Annotated in this window: 14 protein-coding genes; 7 read left to right on the top strand and 7 right to left on the bottom strand. The window is 70.9% G+C overall.

Features of this window, described 5'->3' with window-relative positions; translation table 11 throughout:
* The first annotated feature begins 14 nt into the window (after positions 1-14).
* Complete coding sequence (locus GEMRO_RS0118355; protein ID WP_027135171.1) at positions 15-767, top strand: SDR family NAD(P)-dependent oxidoreductase; 753 nt, start codon at positions 15-17, stop codon at positions 765-767.
* 11 nt (positions 768-778) lie between these two features.
* On the opposite strand, the gene GEMRO_RS0118350 is transcribed toward GEMRO_RS0118355, so the two are convergent.
* Positions 779-1777 carry a LacI family DNA-binding transcriptional regulator gene (locus tag GEMRO_RS0118350; protein ID WP_035485577.1) on the bottom strand — a complete coding sequence of 333 codons (999 nt, stop codon included), beginning with the start codon at positions 1775-1777 and terminating at the stop codon, positions 779-781.
* Between the two features lie 347 nt (positions 1778-2124).
* On the opposite strand from GEMRO_RS0118350, the gene GEMRO_RS30445 reads away from it, so the two are divergent.
* From GEMRO_RS30445 to GEMRO_RS30440, 3 genes are all read left to right on the top strand, one after another.
* Entirely contained in the window at positions 2125-3549 is a 1425-nt protein-coding gene (locus GEMRO_RS30445) for an FGGY family carbohydrate kinase (RefSeq protein WP_051329217.1), read from the top strand.
* Between the two features lie 6 nt (positions 3550-3555).
* Complete coding sequence (locus GEMRO_RS0118340; protein WP_027135169.1) at positions 3556-4248, top strand: class II aldolase/adducin family protein; 693 nt, start codon at positions 3556-3558, stop codon at positions 4246-4248.
* Positions 4249-4460: 212 nt separating this feature from the next.
* The gene (locus GEMRO_RS30440; protein WP_051329216.1) at positions 4461-6845 is read left to right on the top strand and encodes a S8 family serine peptidase; all 2385 of its coding nucleotides are present in this window, start codon (positions 4461-4463) and stop codon (positions 6843-6845) included.
* 54 nt (positions 6846-6899) lie between these two features.
* Here the strand turns inward: GEMRO_RS30440 and mnmA are convergent, their stop codons facing one another.
* From mnmA to GEMRO_RS34365, 5 genes are all read right to left on the bottom strand, one after another.
* Positions 6900-8012, bottom strand: a complete 1113-nt coding sequence (gene mnmA / locus GEMRO_RS0118330) for a tRNA 2-thiouridine(34) synthase MnmA (RefSeq protein WP_276202834.1) — start codon at positions 8010-8012, stop codon at positions 6900-6902.
* Positions 8013-8046: 34 nt separating this feature from the next.
* Positions 8047-8373: a 2Fe-2S iron-sulfur cluster-binding protein gene (locus GEMRO_RS0118325; protein WP_027135167.1), complete on the bottom strand. Its 327-nt coding sequence runs from the start codon at positions 8371-8373 to the stop codon at positions 8047-8049.
* Positions 8374-8387: 14 nt separating this feature from the next.
* A complete protein-coding gene (locus GEMRO_RS0118320) occupies positions 8388-8717 on the bottom strand; it encodes a HesB/IscA family protein (protein ID WP_035485575.1) in 330 nt (109 codons plus the stop codon).
* A gap of 48 nt (positions 8718-8765) precedes the next feature.
* Positions 8766-9917, bottom strand: a complete 1152-nt coding sequence (locus GEMRO_RS30435; protein WP_051329215.1) for a cysteine desulfurase family protein — start codon at positions 9915-9917, stop codon at positions 8766-8768.
* A gap of 91 nt (positions 9918-10008) precedes the next feature.
* Positions 10009-10206, bottom strand: a complete 198-nt coding sequence (locus tag GEMRO_RS34365) for a hypothetical protein (protein ID WP_157505639.1) — start codon at positions 10204-10206, stop codon at positions 10009-10011.
* Between GEMRO_RS34365 and GEMRO_RS0118310 the strand changes: the two genes are divergently transcribed.
* Both GEMRO_RS0118310 and tyrS read left to right on the top strand, forming a co-directional pair.
* A complete protein-coding gene (locus GEMRO_RS0118310) occupies positions 10187-10858 on the top strand; it encodes an alpha/beta hydrolase (RefSeq protein WP_027135165.1) in 672 nt (223 codons plus the stop codon). The two genes, GEMRO_RS34365 and GEMRO_RS0118310, sit on opposite strands and share 20 nt — an antisense overlap.
* A gap of 82 nt (positions 10859-10940) precedes the next feature.
* On the top strand, positions 10941-12182 hold the full coding sequence (gene tyrS / locus GEMRO_RS0118305; protein ID WP_027135164.1) for a tyrosine--tRNA ligase: 1242 nt from the start codon (positions 10941-10943) through the stop codon (positions 12180-12182).
* A 66-nt stretch (positions 12183-12248) separates the two neighbouring features.
* On the opposite strand, the gene GEMRO_RS0118300 is transcribed toward tyrS, so the two are convergent.
* A complete protein-coding gene (locus GEMRO_RS0118300; protein WP_027135163.1) occupies positions 12249-14561 on the bottom strand; it encodes a YhdP family protein in 2313 nt (770 codons plus the stop codon).
* An 89-nt stretch (positions 14562-14650) separates the two neighbouring features.
* On the opposite strand from GEMRO_RS0118300, the gene GEMRO_RS30430 reads away from it, so the two are divergent.
* The gene (locus GEMRO_RS30430) at positions 14651-17593 is read left to right on the top strand and encodes a bifunctional [glutamine synthetase] adenylyltransferase/[glutamine synthetase]-adenylyl-L-tyrosine phosphorylase (RefSeq protein ID WP_407645391.1); all 2943 of its coding nucleotides are present in this window, start codon (positions 14651-14653) and stop codon (positions 17591-17593) included.
* Position 17594: the final 1 nt, after the last annotated feature.

The raw sequence follows: 17594 nt of genomic DNA, 5'->3' as shown, positions 1-17594 counted from the left end.
GGAAAGGAACGGGCATGGGCAAGGTAGCGCTGGTCACCGGCGCCAGCCGGGGCATCGGCCGCAGCATCGCGCTGGGGCTGGCCAGGGACGGGTTCGACCTGGCGCTGAACGACATCGACCGGCAGATTTCTGACCTGCACGAGGTGGCCGCCGAGGTCCAGGCGATCGGCCGGCGCAGCCTGCTGGTGACCGCCGACGTGCGCGACAAGACGGCCGTCCACGGCATGGTCGGGCAGGCGATCGAGGGGCTGGGCCAGGTCGACGTGCTGGTCAACAATGCCGGGATCCTGACCAGTGCCAGGATCGAGGACATCACCGAAGCGCAGTGGGACGACGTGTTCGCGGTCAACGCCAAGGGCGTGTTCCTGGTCACCCAGGCGGTCCTGCCGCACATGCGCCGACGCCGCTCCGGCCGGATCGTCAACATCGCCTCGATCGGCGGCAAGCGCGGCGGGCCGGGCCAGGCCCATTACTGCGCCACCAAGGCCGCCGTGCTGGAGTTCACCCGGGTGCTGGCGATGGAGCTGGAGGACAGCGGCATCACGGCCAACTCGGTGTGTCCGGGCATCATCATGACCGAGATGGGCAAGGTGAACCTGGGCGACCAGGCCAGCATCGAGAAATGGGAGGCGGCCACCGCCCTGCGCCGGATCGGCCAGCCGGACGACATCGCCGGCGCGGTCTGCTTCTTCGCCTCGGACGCTTCCGCCTTCATCACCGGCCAGTCGCTCAACGTGTGCGGCGGGGTGATCTTCGACGGCGGCTGACCGGGATGCGCTCAGTCCTTCGGCGCGGCCGTCGATCCCCGCCATTGCAGGGAGCAGGCCAGCTGGATGCGCGAGACCGGCGAGACATCGCCCTCGATCCGCTGCAGCATCCGCGACCAGGCATGGCGGGCCAGGTCCTCGATCGGCTGGCGCACCGCGCTGATCGGCGGGCGCAGCACCTGCATCCATTCATGGTCGTCGAAGCCCAGCAGCGACACGTCGTCGGGCATCCGCACGCCGAGTTCGCCCAGTTCGCGCAGGGCAGCGAGCGTCGACACGTCCGACAGGGCGAACACCGCGCTCGGCAGCGGGCCGTTCTGCAGGCGCTGGCGCAGGGCCTGGCCGATCGCCTGCACGTCGCCGCCGCCGCAAAGCGCCTCGCAGTTGGCGGCGAGCCCGGCCTCGCTGACCGCGGCCTCGAAGCCGGTGATCCGCTCCAGCATGTTCGGGATCGCCCGGCTGCTGCCGACCGCCAGGATCCGCCGGTGCCCGGCCTCGATCAGCCGGCGCGCCCCGGTATGCGCTGCCTCGAAATTGTCGACCCCCACCGAATCCAGGTCATCGACCTCGCTGGTCCGGTCGACGATCACGCAGCGGATCCCCTGGCTGCGGATCAGCTTGTGCGACAGGAAGCGATAGTCGACCGGCGCCACGATCATGCCGGCGACCCGCCAGGACAGCATCGCCTGGACCCGGCTCAGTTCCTGGTCGGGGTCCTCGTCGGCGCTGCCCAGCAGGAGCTGGTAGCCCTGGCTGTGCGCCAGCCCTTCCAGCTTGGTGGCGAGAGCCGCCAGGAACGGGCTCATCAGGGAGGGCAGCACCAGTCCCACCACCGAGGTCTGCCGCCGGCGCAGGGTCGAGGCGACCTGGTCGCGCTGGTAGCCCAGTTCCTCCATCGCCCGGCGCACCCGGGCCGACAGTTCCGGCGCCACGCTGGAGCGTCCGTTCAGGACGTTGGAAACGGTGGCGATCGACACCCCGGCCGCGGAGGCGACATGGCGGATGGTCACGCGGGGGGTCGTGCCCGGGGGCTGGCGGAGACTCACAGGCGCCTGCTGCCTTGGATCGTGGAAAGGGCGGACCGAGCAATCCAGTACATCGACGGTTCTGTCCATCGGACTTGGTGGCTTCAGGCTTGCCACGCAGCGGCGCCGATGTATACCGCCGTCGTGAAAGGTTTCACGAGCTGGCCGGCCGGCTTGCCTCCCGCCCGGTTTCCCCCGCCTGGCGCCGCCTCCGGCCCTTGCCGTCCCGGCCGGCCCGTGCCGGTTCTTGCCGCCCCGATCCGGAGACCCGCGCTGACCGTGGTGCCGCCCCTTCCCCAGCCGCGATTGCCCGCTCCCGAGCCGAGGCGCGGATGAGCGTCGCCGTCCTCGACATCGGCAAGACCAACCTCAAGATCCACCTGTTCGACGACCGGGGCGGGCTGGTGGCGGAGCGCAGCCGGCCGAACCGGTCGCTGCCGGGCCCGCCCTGGCGCCATTACGATCTGGGCGCCATCGAGGACTGGCTGTTCGCGACCCTGGCCGGCTTTGCCCGCGAGCACCCGGTCGCAGCGTTCGTCGCGGCCTGCCACGGCTCGGGCGGGGTGCTGGTGGACGCGGACGGGCCGGTGCTGCCGGCGATCGACTACGAGAACGAGGTGCCGGCCGAGATCGCCCGCGAGTACCGCGCGCTGATCCCGCCGTTTCCGGCCTGCGGCGCGCCGATCCAGGTCCGCGCCGGCCATTTCGCCCAGCAGATGCTGCTGATGCAGCGCTCCGATCCCGCTGCGTTCGCCAGGGCCCGGCATTTCCTGCCCCTGCCGCAATACTGGGCCTGGCGGATGACCGGCTGCGCGGTGCACGAGCCGACCATGCTGGGCGCCCAGTCGCAGCTGATCAACCCGCTCGACCGCAGTTCCACCGGGATCGTCGAGGCCTGCGGCTGGCAGCATCTGATGGCGCCGGTGGTGGCGCCCTCCGAGGTCGTCGGCACCGTCCGGCCGGGCCTGGGCCTGCCCGAGGGCCTCCAGGTCCTGGCCGGGATCCACGACAGCACCGCCAACCTGTTCGGCTACCAGGCGGCCGGCCTTGTCGACTTCGCGCTCCTGTCCACCGGCACTTGGCTGGTCGGGATGTGCCCGACCACGCCGGTGGAGGCGCTGGACGCGGCGTTCGGGATGACCGTCACCAACGACGCAGCCGGGCGGCCGGTCGCCGGGGTGCTGGGCATGGGCGGCCGCGAATATGCCGCGATCACCGGCGGCCTTGCCGGGACCACCTCGGCCCAAGCCCTGGAGGGCCTGATCGGGCGGGGCTGCCTCGCCCTGCCGGGCTTCGTCGACTATGACGGGATCTTCCCGGGCAGCGCCGGGCGCGGCCGGATCGAGGGCGAGCCTGGCGGCCAGGACGGCCGGATCGCGCTGGCCACACTCTACAACGCCCTGGTGGCCGACATCTTTCTGGACCTGATGCGCAGCACCGGCCAGGTGGTGGTGGATGGCGGGTTCACCGCCGATCCGGCCTTCGCCGCATTGGTGGCGGCGCTGCGGCCCGGCCAGGAGGTGCTGGTCAATCGCCTGGGCGGCGGCACCGCTGCCGGGGCGGCGCAGCTTTGGACCCATGTCCACCGCGGCCAGCCGGTCCGGCTGGGCATCGAGCCCGTCAGCCCCCTTCCCCTTTCCGGCCTTTCCGGCCTTGCCGCCTACCGGCGCCGCTGGCGCCAGGCGGTGGCGGCCCATATCCAGCGGCCGCTGCCGCCATCCTGCAGTGGCCTTTCCCCCTCGAACGACCAGGAGTAGCATCCGTTGAGTGAGCTCGCCCATCTGGACATCCGCCAGAAGATCATCGCGACCTGCCTGGAGATGACCCGCCAGGGCATCAACCAGGGCACGGCCGGGAACATCTCCTACCGCATCGAGGGCGGCCTGCTGATCACGCCGACCAGCCTGCCCTACGAGGCGATGACCCCGGAGGACATCGTCACGATGAAGTGGGACGGCAGCTATGAGGGCCGGCACCGGCCGTCCTCGGAATGGCGGTTCCACCGCGACATCCTCAAGAACCGCGAGGACGTCAACGTGGTCCTGCACAACCACGCCACCTACACCACCGTGCTGGCGACCCACGAGCGCGGCATCCCGCCGTTCCACTACATGACCGCGGTGGCCGGCGGCCACGACATCCGGGTCAGCCAGTACGCGACCTTCGGCACCCAGGAACTGTCCGACGCCATCCTGGTGGCGCTCAAGGACCGCTACGCCTGCATCATGGGCCACCATGGCATGCTGACCACCGGCAAGAGCCTGGACAAGGCGCTGGGCCTGGCGATCGAGGTCGAGACCCTGGCGAAGATGTATGTCCACGCCCTGGCGATCGGCGAGCCGCCGCATCTGTCCGCCGAGGAGATGGACCGGGTGATCGAGCAGATGCGCCGGATGTCCTACGGCAACGCGCCTGACCTGGACCATGTGAAGGACACGCCGAAGGCCGCCGCCTGACCTTCGCGCGTCTGATCGAGGGCCGTCGACCGCAAGGTGGACGGCCCTTTTTCTTGGCCAGTCCCTGGTTGAAATACGGAGACGCGATCGTTCCACGCCACAGTGTAGGAGCGAATCAATGCTTGCCCAATCGGATCTGTATTTACTATTCCTCGGAAAACACGGCTAAAAAAAAATTACAGTACTGCCGTGTTTCTATAGGAAGAGAAGCCATGACGACCCTGCCCAGGGATCCACTGTTCGATCAGCAGTGGCATCTCCTCAACACCGGCCAGTCCGGCGGCACCTCCGGCATCGACGTCCGGGTGACCGAGGTCTGGGAGGACTATACCGGCAGGGGCGTCCGCGTCGCCGTGTTCGACGAGGGGGTCGAGGGCGATCATCCGGACCTCGCCGCGAACTTCGACCGCACCGACGGCTACGACACGTCGAGCGGCAAGGCCGGACCGGGCCTGCCGGTCCTCCCGGACGACAACCATGGCACCATGGTCGCGGGGTTCATCGGCGAGGTTGCCGGCAACGGCATCGGCGGCGTGGGCGTCGCCCATGAAGCCACCCTCGTCGCCTACCGCATGCCCCTGGGCGACGATGACGAGGATGATCCCGATCCGGAGGCCACCCAGAACCGCTTCGAGCGGATCGGCTTCGAGCAGCAGCTTCTGCAGGGCGTCGACGTCTCCAGCAATTCCTGGGGCGGCGTCCTGATGGAGGCGCCTGATCCCGACTCGCTGGAGGCGATCATCCGTCTGGCCACGGAGGGCCGCGACGGTCTCGGCACCGCCATCGTGTTCGCCGGCGGCAACGAGCGCGATGAGACGACGCTGACCAGCGGCGACGAGCACCAGTCCCAGCCCTATGTGATCTCCGTGGCCGCGGTCGACCATGACGGCCGGGCCACCTGGTTCAGCAATCCCGGCTCGTCGCTGCTGGTCACCGCGCCCGGTGAGAATGTGCTGTCGACCGATCGTGTACCTCCGAACGGATACGACCCGACCAGCGACTACAGCGCCGACAACGGCACCTCGTTCTCCGCCCCGATGGTGAGCGGCGTGGTCGCCCTGATGCTGGAGGCGAACCCGCTCCTGGGCGCCCGCGACGTCCAGAACATCCTGGCGGCCTCGGCCTGGAAGCCGGACGGCGCCGACAGCTGGATGAAGTCGGCCGACCAGGTCATGGAGGTGATGGGTCCGCATATCGAGGGGTTCTCGGAGGCCCTGGCCCAGCTCTACGTCAAGCCGTGGGACTGGCAGGTCAACGGCGCCGCCGACTGGAACGGCGGTGGCCGCCAGGTCAGCCACGACTACGGCATGGGCCTGGTCGACGCACGCGCCGCGGTGCGCATGGCGGAAAGCTGGGGCAAGGACGCCCAGACCTTCGGCAACGACCGCGAGATCGCCGTCACCGACACGGAATCCACCACGCTGGAAGCCGGAAGCAGCGTGGACTACGCCATCAGCTTCGCCGATGCCGACGGCGTCGCCGTGGAGCACCTGACGCTGCGGCTGGAGCTGGCGCTGGCGACCGACGCGACCTTGGCCGACGTGCTCGACATCTACGACGCGCTCGACATCACGCTCACCTCCGAGGACGGCACGGTCAGCTACCTCCTGACCGGGTTCGACGCCAACATTTGGTCTGCCTTCGAGGCGGACGCCGACCTCACGGAGCGCACGGACGAGGACACGCTCGAGCTGCAGCTCGGCACCACCCAGCACTGGGGCGAGGCGGCCGATCAGGTCTGGACGGTGGAGATCGCCAACAACAGCGGCAAGAACGAAACCGTCACCGTCGAAAGCCTCACCCTGACCGTGCAGGGCGGCGCCGCCAGCACCGACGACCTCTATCTGTTCACCGACGAATATGCCGGACTGGCGGCAGACGACCCGTCGCGCCAGCTCCTGGCCGACCGCAATGGCGGCCAGGACACCGTCAACTTCGCGGCGCTCACCTCGGACCTGGAGATCTTCCTGGACGGCTCGCAAGGGTCGGTTGGCGACGCCGCCTGGGGCCCGGCGCCGAACATCCGGATCGAGCACGCCATCGGCGGCGACGGCGCCGACCGGATCGGCGGCAGCAACGAGAACAACTGGCTGCGCGGGATGCGCGGCGACGACGTCCTGTCGGGCGAAGCTGGCAACGACCGCCTGGAAGGCGGTGCCGGCAACGACCGGCTGGATGGCGGCGACGGCATCGACCGCCTGTTCGGCCATGACGGCGACGACATCCTCCTGGATGGCGCCGGCGGCTCGCTCCTGTCCGGCGGGCGCGGCAACGACACGGTCGGCGGCGGTGCCGGCGACGACACGCTCTACGGCTTTGCCGGCAACGACGTGCTGCAGGGCGGCGAGGGCGACGACATCCTGGCCGGCGGCAAGGGCGACGACCTGCTGGAGGGCGGCCTTGGCAGCGACACCATCGTGGTCGACGGCCTGCTCGCCCATTTCCGCCTGGAGGGCGACGATGAGGCAGGCAGCCTGACTGATCTGGGCATCGCCCTGCCCGACCAGGGCAGCGACCGCTTCACCTCGATCGAGATCATCCAGTTCACCGACCAGACGCTCGGCTGGAACGGCCAGGCCTGGACCGGGATCGCCTGACGCCGGTCCCTTGCGGACCCGACGCCCCGGCCATCACGGCCGGGGCGCTGGCGCTCAAGTAAGCGCCTGCTCGATCCAGCCGCCGCCCACCAGCCGGGTGCCGTCATAGAGCACGCAGGCCTGGCCGCGGGCGATCCCGATCTGCGGGGTCTGGAACCGGACCTGGATCCGGCCGTCCGGGTCGCGGTCGATCGTGGCCGGCTGGGCCGGCTCGTTGTAGCGGTGCTTGGCCAGCACCTGGTCGGGCAGCCCGGCTTCCGCCCGACCGACCAGGTGGAGCCGGTCCAGCACCGCCGCGCGCATGGCGGCGCGGGCCTTGGGCGCTATCCGCACTCGCCGGGTCTGCGGGTCGACCTCGGTGACGTACATCCGCTCCGCCGCCGCCACGCCCAGGCCGCGGCGCTGGCCGACCGTGACCCCGGCAATGCCCCTGTGCCGTCCCAGCACCCGGCCCTGGTCGTCGACGATCTCGCCGGACAGGCCGGCGTCCGGCCGGATCGCGGTCACCACGCTGGTATGGTCGCCATGCGGGACGAAGCAGATGTCCTGGCTCTCCGGCTTGTCCGCCACCGGCAGGCGCAGCCGTGCCGCATGGGCGCGGGTCTCGGCCTTGGTCATCCCGCCCAGCGGGAAGCGCAGCCGGTCGAGCTGCTCGTCGGTGGTGGCGAACAGGAAATAGCTCTGGTCCTTGGCCGCGTCCTGGCCGCGATGCAGCTCGGCCTGGCCGCCGGCCGGCACCCGCCGCACGTAATGGCCGGTCGCCAGCGCCACGGCCCCCAGCTCCATCGCATTGTCGAGCAGGTCGCCGAACTTGATCCGCTCGTTGCAGCGCACGCAGGGGATCGGGGTGCGCCCTTCCGCGTAGCTGTTGGCGAACTCGTCGATCACCGCCCGGCGGAAGCGCTCCTCGTAGTCCAGCACGAAATGCGGGATGCCCAGATGGTCGGCCACCGCCCGGGCGTCGCGGATGTCGCGGCCGGCACAGCAGCTCCCGGCTCGCCCGGTGGCCTGGCCGTGGTCGTAGAGTTGCAGGGTGATGCCGACCACATCGTAGCCGGCCTCGGCCAGAAGCCCGGCGCAGACCGAGCTGTCCACGCCCCCGGACATGGCGACCACCACCCGGGCGCCGGGGGGCAGGTCGAGATCGGCGAGATGGTCAGCGGTCACGGGCAGGGCAACTCGATGGGCGAAGCGGCGGGAGTCAACCGTCCAGCAGGCTGGACTTGGGCACATGCACGACGATGCCGCTCAGGGACTCGTCCAGGGCGATCTGGCAGCCCAGCCGCGAGGTCGGCTGCCAGTCCGGGGCCAGGTCCAGCATGTCCTCTTCCTCGGGCGAGGGAACCGGCAGCCGGTCGAACCAGGCGTCGTCGATGCGGACATGGCAGGTGGCACAGGCCATGCTGCCGCCGCAAGCGCCTTCCAGCTCCACCCTGGCGTCGCGCGACGCCTCCAAAAGGGTGCTGCCCGCGGCGACATGAGCCCGGCGTTCGCTGCCGTCGGGCAGGCGGAACAGGATCTCGACCATGGCCGGCCTTCAGCTCAGACGTGGAAGCTCTCGCCGCAGCCGCAGCGGCCCTTCTCGTTCGGGTTGTTGAACACGAACGAGGCGCCGAGCTTGTCCTCGACGAAGTCGACCTCGGTGCCGTTCACGTATTCCAGCGCCTTGGCATCGATCACGAAGGTCACCCCGCCCACCTCGATGGTCTGGTCGGCCGCGGCCACTTCCTTGGCGAAGTCCAGCGAGTAGCTCCAGCCCGAGCAGCCGCGCGGCTTCACCGCGAGCTTGATCCCGGCCACGTCCGCCTGGGTCGCCAGCAGTTCCTTGGCCCGCTCCGCCGCACGCGGGGTGATGCTGAGTGCCTGTGCCATCCGTCTCGCCACTTGCCATTCGTCCGGGAGCAGGTCCCGGCCAACCGTTCATGTCGCAACTGCGGAAGGGTTCGGCAAGGGTGAACCCGTCCGATTGGACATGTTCGAAGCTGTACCGTGCTGTGCCGCGAACGCCTGGAGGAAGCGGTCGACCTCGGTGATCCCGCTGGACCAGCCCAGGCTGACCCGGATCCCGCAGCCGGCATCCGCCCCCAGCCCCATCGCCGCCAGCACGTGCGAGGCGGCGACCTTGCCCGACGAGCAGGCCGCCCCGGCGCTGATGGCCACGCCTGCGAGGTCCATGCGGATCACCTGCATCTCGGCCGGCCGCCCGGGCGTGACCAGGCAGGCGATGTGCGGTGCCCGCGCCGCGCGGGCCGCGGCGACCCAGGTGGCGTCGCCCAGCCGGCGCACCCCTTCCTCCAGCCGCGCCCGCAGCCCTTCCAGGCGGCCAGGCTCGGCCGGGTCCAGGCGGCGGATCGCTTCCGCGAACCCGGCAATGCCGGCCAGGTGGTGGGTTCCCGCCCGCCGCCGGCCCTCCTGGCCGCCGCCGCGCAGCCTGGCCGGCACCGCCAGCCCCGGGCGGGTCAGCAGGGCGCCGGTGCCGGGCGGGCCGCCGAGCTTGTGGGCGGAGACCGTCATCAGGTCGCAGCCCAGGCGATCGACCCGCACCCCCTCCAGCTTGCCGAACCCCTGCACCGCGTCGACATGCAAGAGCGCCCCCGCCTTGCGGCAGCAGGAAGCGATGGCGGCGATGTCCTGCACCACCCCGGTCTCGTTGTTGACCAGCATCACCGAGACCAGGGCCGGCCGCGCTGCCGCCAGGAGCCGTTCCAGCACCGCCAGGTCGACCAGGCCGTTCCGGTCCACCGGCAGGCGGAGCGCCTCCGGCGCCGCCTCCAGCACCGAGGCATGCTCGATCGCCGACACCAGCACGGCCCCCCCAGCGGCGACGCTTAAGGCCAGGTCGTTGGCCTCGGTGCCCCCGGAGGTGAAGATGATCTCGTCCGGCCCAGCACCCGTGGCCTCGGCCAGCACCGCGCGCGCATCCTCCAGCACCCGGCGGGCGGCGCGGCCCTCCGCGTGCACCGAGGACGGGTTGCCGACCATCGCCAGCACCTCGGCGACCCGCGCCACCACCTCCGGCCGGACCGGGCTGGTGGCGGCATGATCCAGATAGATGCGCGGCTCAGCCGGCATCGGCCGTGAGCATTCTCTTGAACACGGCACTCTCCTCGCGCTAAACGACCTGCGATCGTGCGCCGGGATGCCCGCCGCGCGGCGCTCGTGTTCACGTCTGGTGCGGCACGATGCGTACCGCGGCATGATCCGGCACCGATCCGAGCGTGTGGACCACGCCCGACAAAGTATAGGGACGTCCCAAGACGGCAGCAATGTTCCGCCCCCGCGGCTCGGTGACGAGCAGGGCGCGCAGTTGGCCTGCCGATTCGGTGGTAGCGGAGTAATCGATGCCCGAGGTGATCTTCAACGGTTCGGATGGCCGGCTGGAGGGCCGTTACGTTCACGGTGAAGGACCGACCTCCCCGCTCGCGGTCATCCTGCACCCTCACCCGCTGCACGGCGGGACGATGAACAACCGCATCGTCTATTCGCTGTTCCAGATGTATGTGCGGCGCGGCTTCTCGGTGCTGCGCTTCAACTTCCGGGGGGTCGGCCGCTCGCAGGGACAGTTCGACCATGGCCAGGGCGAGCTGCGCGATGCCGCGGCGGCGCTGGACTGGATGCAGCTGCACAACCCGAACGCCTCGGGCGTCTGGGTGGCCGGGTTCGGCTTTGGCGCCTGGATCGCCATGCAGCTCCTGATGCGCCGGCCCGAGGTGGTGGGGTTCATCTCCGCCGGCCTGCCGGCCAACATCTACGATTTCGGCTTCCTGGCCCCCTGCCCCTCGTCCGGGCTGATCGTCCATGGCGAGCGCGACACGGTCACCCCCACCGAATCGGTGCACAAGCTGGTCAACAAGCTCAGCCAGCAGCGCGGCATCACGATCGACTTCGACCTGATCGAGAATGCCGACCACGCGTTCGGCCAGAACATGGAGCGGTTCATGGGTGCCTGCGAGCACTACATGGACCGCCGCATGAACCGCATCCCGGGCGAGGCCCTGCTCACCGCCCGCTGACCCGCCGCCCTCCCGGCCGGGCCTGCCCGGGCCGGGAGGCGGCCGCCCTTCCCCGTTCCCCGATCTGATGAAGCCAGAACACGTGACCGGTCATCGCTTCGAGCTCCTGCGCGAGCTCCACGCCCGTGGGTTCGTCCACCAGTGTACCGACGAGGCGGCCTTCGACGAGGCCACCGCGGCCAAGGCGATCACCGGCTATATCGGCTTCGACTGCACCGCCCAGAGCCTGCATGTCGGCAACCTGGTCTCGATCATGCTGCTGCGCACCCTGCAGCGCTTCGGCCATCGCCCGATAGCATTGGTCGGCGGCGGCACCACCCTGGTGGGCGATCCCTCGGGCAAGGACGAGCTGCGCAAGATGCAGACCGCCGAGAGCCTGGAGGCCAACAAGGCCGGCATCCGCTCGTCGCTCGGCCGCTTTTTGGAGTTCGGCCCCGGCAAGGCCACCATGGTCGACAATGCCGACTGGCTCCTGGGCCTCGGCTACATGGACTTCCTGCGCGAGTACGGCCGCCACTTCACCATCAACCGGATGCTGACCTTCGACAGCGTGCGCCTGCGCCTGGAGCGCGAGCAGCCGCTGACCTTCCTCGAATTCAACTACATGCTGCTGCAGGCCTACGACTTCCTGGAGCTGTCGCGCCGCCTGGACGTGCGCCTGCAGATGGGCGGCTCCGACCAGTGGGGCAACATCGTCAACGGCGTGGAGCTCGGCCGCCGGGTCGACGGCGTGCAGCTGTTCGGCCTGACCACGCCGCTGATCACCACCGCGTCCGGCGAGAAGATGGGCAAGTCGGCCGGCAACGCCATCTGGCTGAACGACGCCATGCTGGCGCCGTTCGACTACTGGCAGTTCTGGCGCAACACCGAGGACCGCGACGTCGGCCGCTTCCTCCGGCTCTACACCGAGATGCCGCTCGACGAGGTCGCCCGGCTGGAGCGGCTGGAAGGAGCCGAGCTGAACGAGGCCAAGGCGATCCTGGCGACCGAGGCCACCGCACTCTGCCATGGCCGGGAAGCCGCCGAGAAGGCGCGCGCCCAGGCGTCCGGCGTGTTCGGCGGCGGCGACCGCGCCTCGCTGCCGCTGGTCGAGATCGCCGCCGACGGCCTGGGCGATCAGGTGGCCCTGCCCGATTTGTTCCGCCTGGCCGGCCTTGCCGCCAGCAACGGCGAGGCGCGCCGGCTGATCCAGGGCGGTGGCGCAAGGCTGGACGACCAGGCGGTCGCCGACCCGCAGCAATCGGTGGCCCGCGCGGCCTTGGCCGAGGGCCTGAAGCTGTCGGCCGGCAAGAAGCGCCACGTGCTGGTGCGCCTGGCCGGCTGAGCCGGGCCGGCCTGCCCGGGCGGCAGCGGCCGCCCGGTGCCGGGAACAAGGCGACGCCGGCGCCTGTCAGCGCGGCTCGAACAGGCGCAGCAGCTCCTTCACCACCCCCGGCACCAGCACCGAGCTTGCCGCCAGCTTGGCCTTGGGGTCGTCCAGCGTGCCGCTCAGGGTGAAGTCGGCGTTGATGGCGCCCAGCCCCTTCGACCCGCCCAGGAGCCCGCCGATGATCGGGATCTGCCCGATCAGGCGGTTGACCGGGTAGAGCGGGGTGACCTGCCCGGACATGTTCAGCACCCCGGTCTGGCGATGGATCGTCCCGCTCACCCGCAGCCCGAGCGGACCGCCGGTCATGCGCGCCTGGTCGATCGTCACCACCGGCCCGTCGATCTGGAACGGGATCACGATCTTGGCGAACGGCATTGGCTGCTCGCCGCTCATGTTGATCCGCGTGTCCGACAGGTCGATGCGGCCCTTGGCCTGCATCGCGGGGACCTGCTGCGCCAGCACGGCCTCCAGCTTGAGCTTGCCGCCGGTGACGGCTTTGCCGGCGCCCAGCACCTCGATCAGCCGCCCGGCATCGGGCGCCAGCAGCTCCAGCGTCTGCGGGCTCGCTGGCTGGATGGGCGCGATGGTGAGCGAGGCCGGCCCGCCCAGGTCGAAGCCGAGCCGGACATCGTGGAAGCCCTGGGCGCCGTGCTCGACATGGCCCTGCAGCTGGTTCAGCACGCCGCGCCCGGTATCGAACCGCTCCAGGTCGAGTTCCAGGGCCAGGGCGGTGGGCGGATCGGCCGGCTCGCCCGCCCCTACGGCCGGCGCCGCGCCCGCCGCACTCGCCGCGCTCGCCGCCCCGTCCGGCAGCCCCGCCCGCTTGCCCTCGATCCGGCCGCGCACGCTGTTCTCGCTGCCCAGCACCAGGGCGGCCGACAGGTCCATGGTGGCGGTCACCAGCCGGTCCAGCTTCATCAGATGGCCCGCTTCGGCCGGGGCGACGCTGCCTTCGGCCTTCTGGTCGCCCGCCTCCAGGGCAAAGCGCTCGATCGCCCAGGAGGCGGCATCGCTGGCCTGCCCGGACAGGCTGAGGCGGCCCGGCTGCCCCACCGCCTTGGATAAGCCGGACACCGGCTCGTCGATCCGGGCCTCCGCCAGGTCGGCGTCCAGCTCGACGTTCCAGCGCCCGGCCGGCTTCTCGTGCAGCTTGGCCACCACCACGGCCCGGCCACCGACCTGCTCCGGCACCGGCACGTCGAACCGCGCCAGCAGCTCGCCGGTCACCGGGCCCTGCAGCTCGATCCGCCGCCCCTCGCCGCGGTTGCGCCAGCGGTCGTGCAGCGCGATCGACAAGGGCGAGCCGAACAGCAGCCCCTTCGCGTTCAGCTCGATGGCACCGTCCGCGATCTTCACCCCGCCAGCGGTCTTGGTCAGGTCGAGCGGCACCGGCAGGTGCAGGCGCCCGGCCACGTCGCTGAAGCTGCCGTCCACCCGCAGGTCGACGCTGTCCGCCGGGATGTCGTCGGCCAGCGGCAGGGCGAGGTCGAGCTTCGCGTTCATCTGCCCGCGCAGGCTGCCGGCCTCGACCAGGTCCGGCGGAATCAGCGCCAGCGGCGGATGGGCCAGCAGATCGTAGAGCGCCCCGCCTTTGCCCTGGACGCCCCCGGCCAGGGTCAGGCGCGAGGGCTGCTCGTCGGTCAGGTGGTCGATGGTGACAGCAAGATCGGTGACGGTCAGGCCGGCGCCGGTAGCGGCCGGCGAGCGCACCTGCAGGTCGCCGCCATCCATCGCCACCTCGGCGGTCTTGGCCGCCACCTCGGGCAGCCCGTCCGGCAGGCGGACCTGCGCGTCCTCGGCCTGGATCCGCAGGGTCAGGTCGTCGTCGCGGTCGGGATGGAAGCGGTAGTGCAGTTCCCCGGTGCGGATCCGCCCGCCCGCGATCAGCTCCAGCAGCTGCTCGCGCACCTCCGGCAGGAGATAGGTCGGCCAGGCGGCGAGCAGGGTGCGCGCCTCGGTGTTGTCGACCGAAAGCTGGACGGCCTGCATCCGGAACGGCAGCCCCATCCAGAAGCGCAGGCTCTCGGCCCGGGCGGGGGCATCGCCGCTGACGGTGACCGGCCCGGCGCTCAGCACCAGCCCGTCCTCCTGGCCGTCGGCGAACGCCAGCTGCAGCCCCTCGATGTCGACCGGCATGCCCAGGCGCTGCTCGACCGGCGCCTTCAGCCAGGGCACCAGCGGCTGCAGCGAGACCGGTCCCTGCGCCAGGCGCTGGTAGGCGCCGAACCCGGTAAGCGTCAGCAGCACCACCAGCACCGCCACCACCGCCGCCACGCCGCGCAGAAGGCGGTGCCAGCGGCCGGGCCGCTTGCGGCCGGGCGGTGCTGCGGTCAATCTGCCCGCCCTTGCGCCAGCAACCTGCGCATCCTCCGGGGCGGAATTGTCCGGCCCGGGGCGCGCACCAGGATGGGCATCGACGTCCCTTGCCACTCCTCTACCCTCCACGCAGCACCGACTCCCAGGCGGTTGCGCGGCATCGTGCACGGTTGAAGCGCGCCGTCGAGGCCGAACCCGACGCGACGCGCCGTGCCCATGCCCTGGCGGTGCTGGACGACGACCGCCACCGCGCCCTGATCGACGGCGTGCTGTCCGGCAGCCCGTTTTTGACCGAGGTGGCACTGGAAGCCCCCTTCAGCCTGGTGCGGACCCTGGACGAGGGGGCGCAGGCGGTGGTGGACCAGGTGTTCGCCGAGCTGTCCGAGCCGGGCGCCCCTCCGGAGCGGCCGCGCCTGATGGCGGCGCTGCGCCGGGCGCGCAAGCGGCTGGCCCTGGCGGTCGGGCTGGCCGATCTGGCCGACGCCTGGTCGCTGGAGCAGGTCACCGGCACGCTCACCCGCTTCGCCGACCTGGTGATCGACTGCACCCTGCACCGCCTGCTGCTGGACGCCGCCGACCGGCGCGAGATGCAGCTCGACCCGGACGATCCGGTCGGCCGCTCCGGCCTGATCGTGCTGGGCATGGGCAAGTACGGGGCCGGCGAGCTCAACTACAGCTCCGACATCGACCTGATCGTGCTGTACGAGCCCGAGCGCTTCCGGGTGCAGGGCGGCGCCACCCCGATGGGGCTGGCGTCCAGGCTGGTGCGCGGGCTGGAATATGTCCTGCAGGAGAAGACCAAGGAAGGCTATGTCTTCCGGGTCGACTTCCGCCTGCGCCCGCACCCGCCGGGCCATCCGCTCGCCCTGCCGGTGGAGGCCGCCGAGCTCTACTACGAGCGGCACGGCCAGAACTGGGAACGCGCCGCCATGATCAAGGCACGCCCGGTGGGCGGCGACCTTGCCGCCGGCGAGCGGTTCCTGGCCAACCTGCGCCCCTATCTGTGGCGCAAGTACCTGGACTTCGCCGCGATCGCCGACATCCACTCGATCAAGCGCCAGATCAACGCCCATCGCGGCTTTTCCGAGATCGCGGTGCACGGCCACGACGTGAAGGTCGGCCGGGGCGGCATCCGCGAGGTCGAGTTCTTCGCCCAGACCCAGCAGCTGATCCTGGGCGGGCGCGACCCGGTGCTGCGCAACCCGCGCACTGTGGAGGCGCTGGAGGCGCTGGCCGAATCGCGCTGGGTGGAGGACGAGGCGGCCGCCGAGATGATCGCCTGCTACCGCTACCTGCGCCAGGTCGAGCACCGCCTGCAGATGGTGGCCGACCAGCAGACCCAGCGCCTGCCCGAGCGGGAGGACCGCTTCGAGGCCTTCGCCGCCTTTGCCGGCCACGACGGCGCCGGGACCCTGGTGCGCGACCTGGACGAGACCTTCCGTACCGTCGAGCGCCATTACGCCGCCCTGTTCGAGACCAGCCCGGACCTGGGTGCCGGCGCCTCCTTAGTGTTCACCGGGACCGAGGACGATCCGGCCACGCTGGAGCATCTGGCGGCCCTGGGCTTTTCCGATCCGGCCGCGGTCAGCCGGCGGATCCGCGGCTGGCACCACGGCCATGTCCGGGCGACCCGCACGGTGCGCGCCCGCGAGCTGCTCACCGAGCTGATCCCGGCGCTGCTGCAGGCGTTCGGGCGCACCCCCGACGTCAACGCCGCCTTCGCCCTGTTCGACCGCTTCGTCAGCAACCTGCCGTCCGGCGTGCAGATCTTCTCGCTCTTGCGCGCCAACCCCAAGCTGTTGCGCCTGATCGTCGACCTGACCGGGGCGGCGCCCAAGCTCGCCTCGCACCTGGCGGCGCATACCGACCTGCTCGACGCGCTGCTGGAGCCGGACTTCTTCGAGCCCCTGCCCGAGCCCGGGCAGCTGGTGGCCGAGATGGCCAGCCGGCTGCAGGACGCCCGCGACCTGCAGGACAAGCTCGACATGATGCGGCGCTGGGCGCACGGCCGGCAGTTCCAGGCCGGGCTGCACATCCTTTTGGGAGTGACGCCCGCCGAGCGCGCCTGCCTGATGCTCTCGCAGATCGCCGAGGTCGCGGTGGTCGAGCTCCTGCCCGAGGCGGAAGAGTGGCTGGTCTCCCAGCACGGGCAGATCCAGGGATCGCGTTTTTGCGTGGTGGGCCTGGGCAAGTTCGGCTCGCGCGAGCTCACCATCGGCTCCGACCTGGACCTGATCTTCGTCTACGACGCGCCCGAGGAGGCCAGTTCCGACGGCGCCCGCCCGGTCTCGGCCGACGTGTACTTCGCCCGGCTGGCCAACCGGCTGACCAGCGCCCTCTCGGCGCGCACCGGCGAGGGCACCCTGTTCGAGATCGACATGCGCCTGCGCCCCTCCGGCAATGCCGGCCCGGTGGCGACCCGGCTGACCCGGTTCGTGCGCTACCAGGAGGAGGCCGCGGCCACCTGGGAGCACCAGGCCCTGACCCGCGCCCGGGTCGTGGCGGGCGAGCCCGGCCTCGCCGCCGAGGTCGAGGCCGCGATCGAGGCGGTGCTGCGCCGGCCGCGCCCGGTGGACGCGCTGGCCAAGGACGTGCGCGCCATGCGGATGCGGATCTTCAAGGAGCACGGCAACGAGGATCCCTGGAACCTCAAGCATGTGCGCGGCGGGATCGTCGAGATCGAGTTCCTGGCGCAGTTCCTGCAGCTGGCCCATCTGGCCGCCGAGCCCGCGATCCGCGACCGCTCCACCCCTTCCGTGTTCGCCAGGGCCGCGTCCACCGGCATCCTGCCCGCCGACGAGGCGGTGCGCCTGGACGAGGCCTGGCGGCTGATGATCCGGCTGTTCGCGACCCTGCGCCTGTCGCAGGAGGAGAAGACCATGCCGAAGAACGCGCCCCAGGCGATGCAGGAGGCGCTGCTGCGCGCCACGGATCCGCAGGGCCTGGCCGGGGTGCCCAACGACATCGCGCTGCTGCAGCTCCGGCTCGTTGAAAGCCAGGAGGCCGTGCGCCAGATCTTCGACCGCCTGGTCCCCACCGAAGGAGCCTGAC

The organism is Geminicoccus roseus DSM 18922 (genome assembly GCF_000427665.1).
Classification (GTDB): domain Bacteria; phylum Pseudomonadota; class Alphaproteobacteria; order Geminicoccales; family Geminicoccaceae; genus Geminicoccus; species Geminicoccus roseus.
Note: the sequence above shows the minus strand (reverse complement) of the source record. Positions and strands in the feature narration are given on the sequence as shown.

Excerpts from the sequence above, each read along its gene's own strand:
- GEMRO_RS30445 (WP_051329217.1), top strand. The coding sequence starts at position 2,125 with ATGAGCGTCGCCGTCCTCGACATCGGCAAGACCAACCTCAAGATCCAC.
- GEMRO_RS30440 (WP_051329216.1), top strand. The coding sequence starts at position 4,461 with ATGACGACCCTGCCCAGGGATCCACTGTTCGATCAGCAGTGGCATCTC.
- GEMRO_RS0118320 (WP_035485575.1), bottom strand. The coding sequence starts at position 8,717 with ATGGCACAGGCACTCAGCATCACCCCGCGTGCGGCGGAGCGGGCCAAG.
- GEMRO_RS0118310 (WP_027135165.1), top strand. The coding sequence starts at position 10,187 with ATGCCCGAGGTGATCTTCAACGGTTCGGATGGCCGGCTGGAGGGCCGT.
- GEMRO_RS0118355 (WP_027135171.1), top strand. The coding sequence starts at position 15 with ATGGGCAAGGTAGCGCTGGTCACCGGCGCCAGCCGGGGCATCGGCCGC.
- GEMRO_RS30435 (WP_051329215.1), bottom strand. The coding sequence starts at position 9,917 with ATGCCGGCTGAGCCGCGCATCTATCTGGATCATGCCGCCACCAGCCCG.
- GEMRO_RS0118325 (WP_027135167.1), bottom strand. The coding sequence starts at position 8,373 with ATGGTCGAGATCCTGTTCCGCCTGCCCGACGGCAGCGAACGCCGGGCT.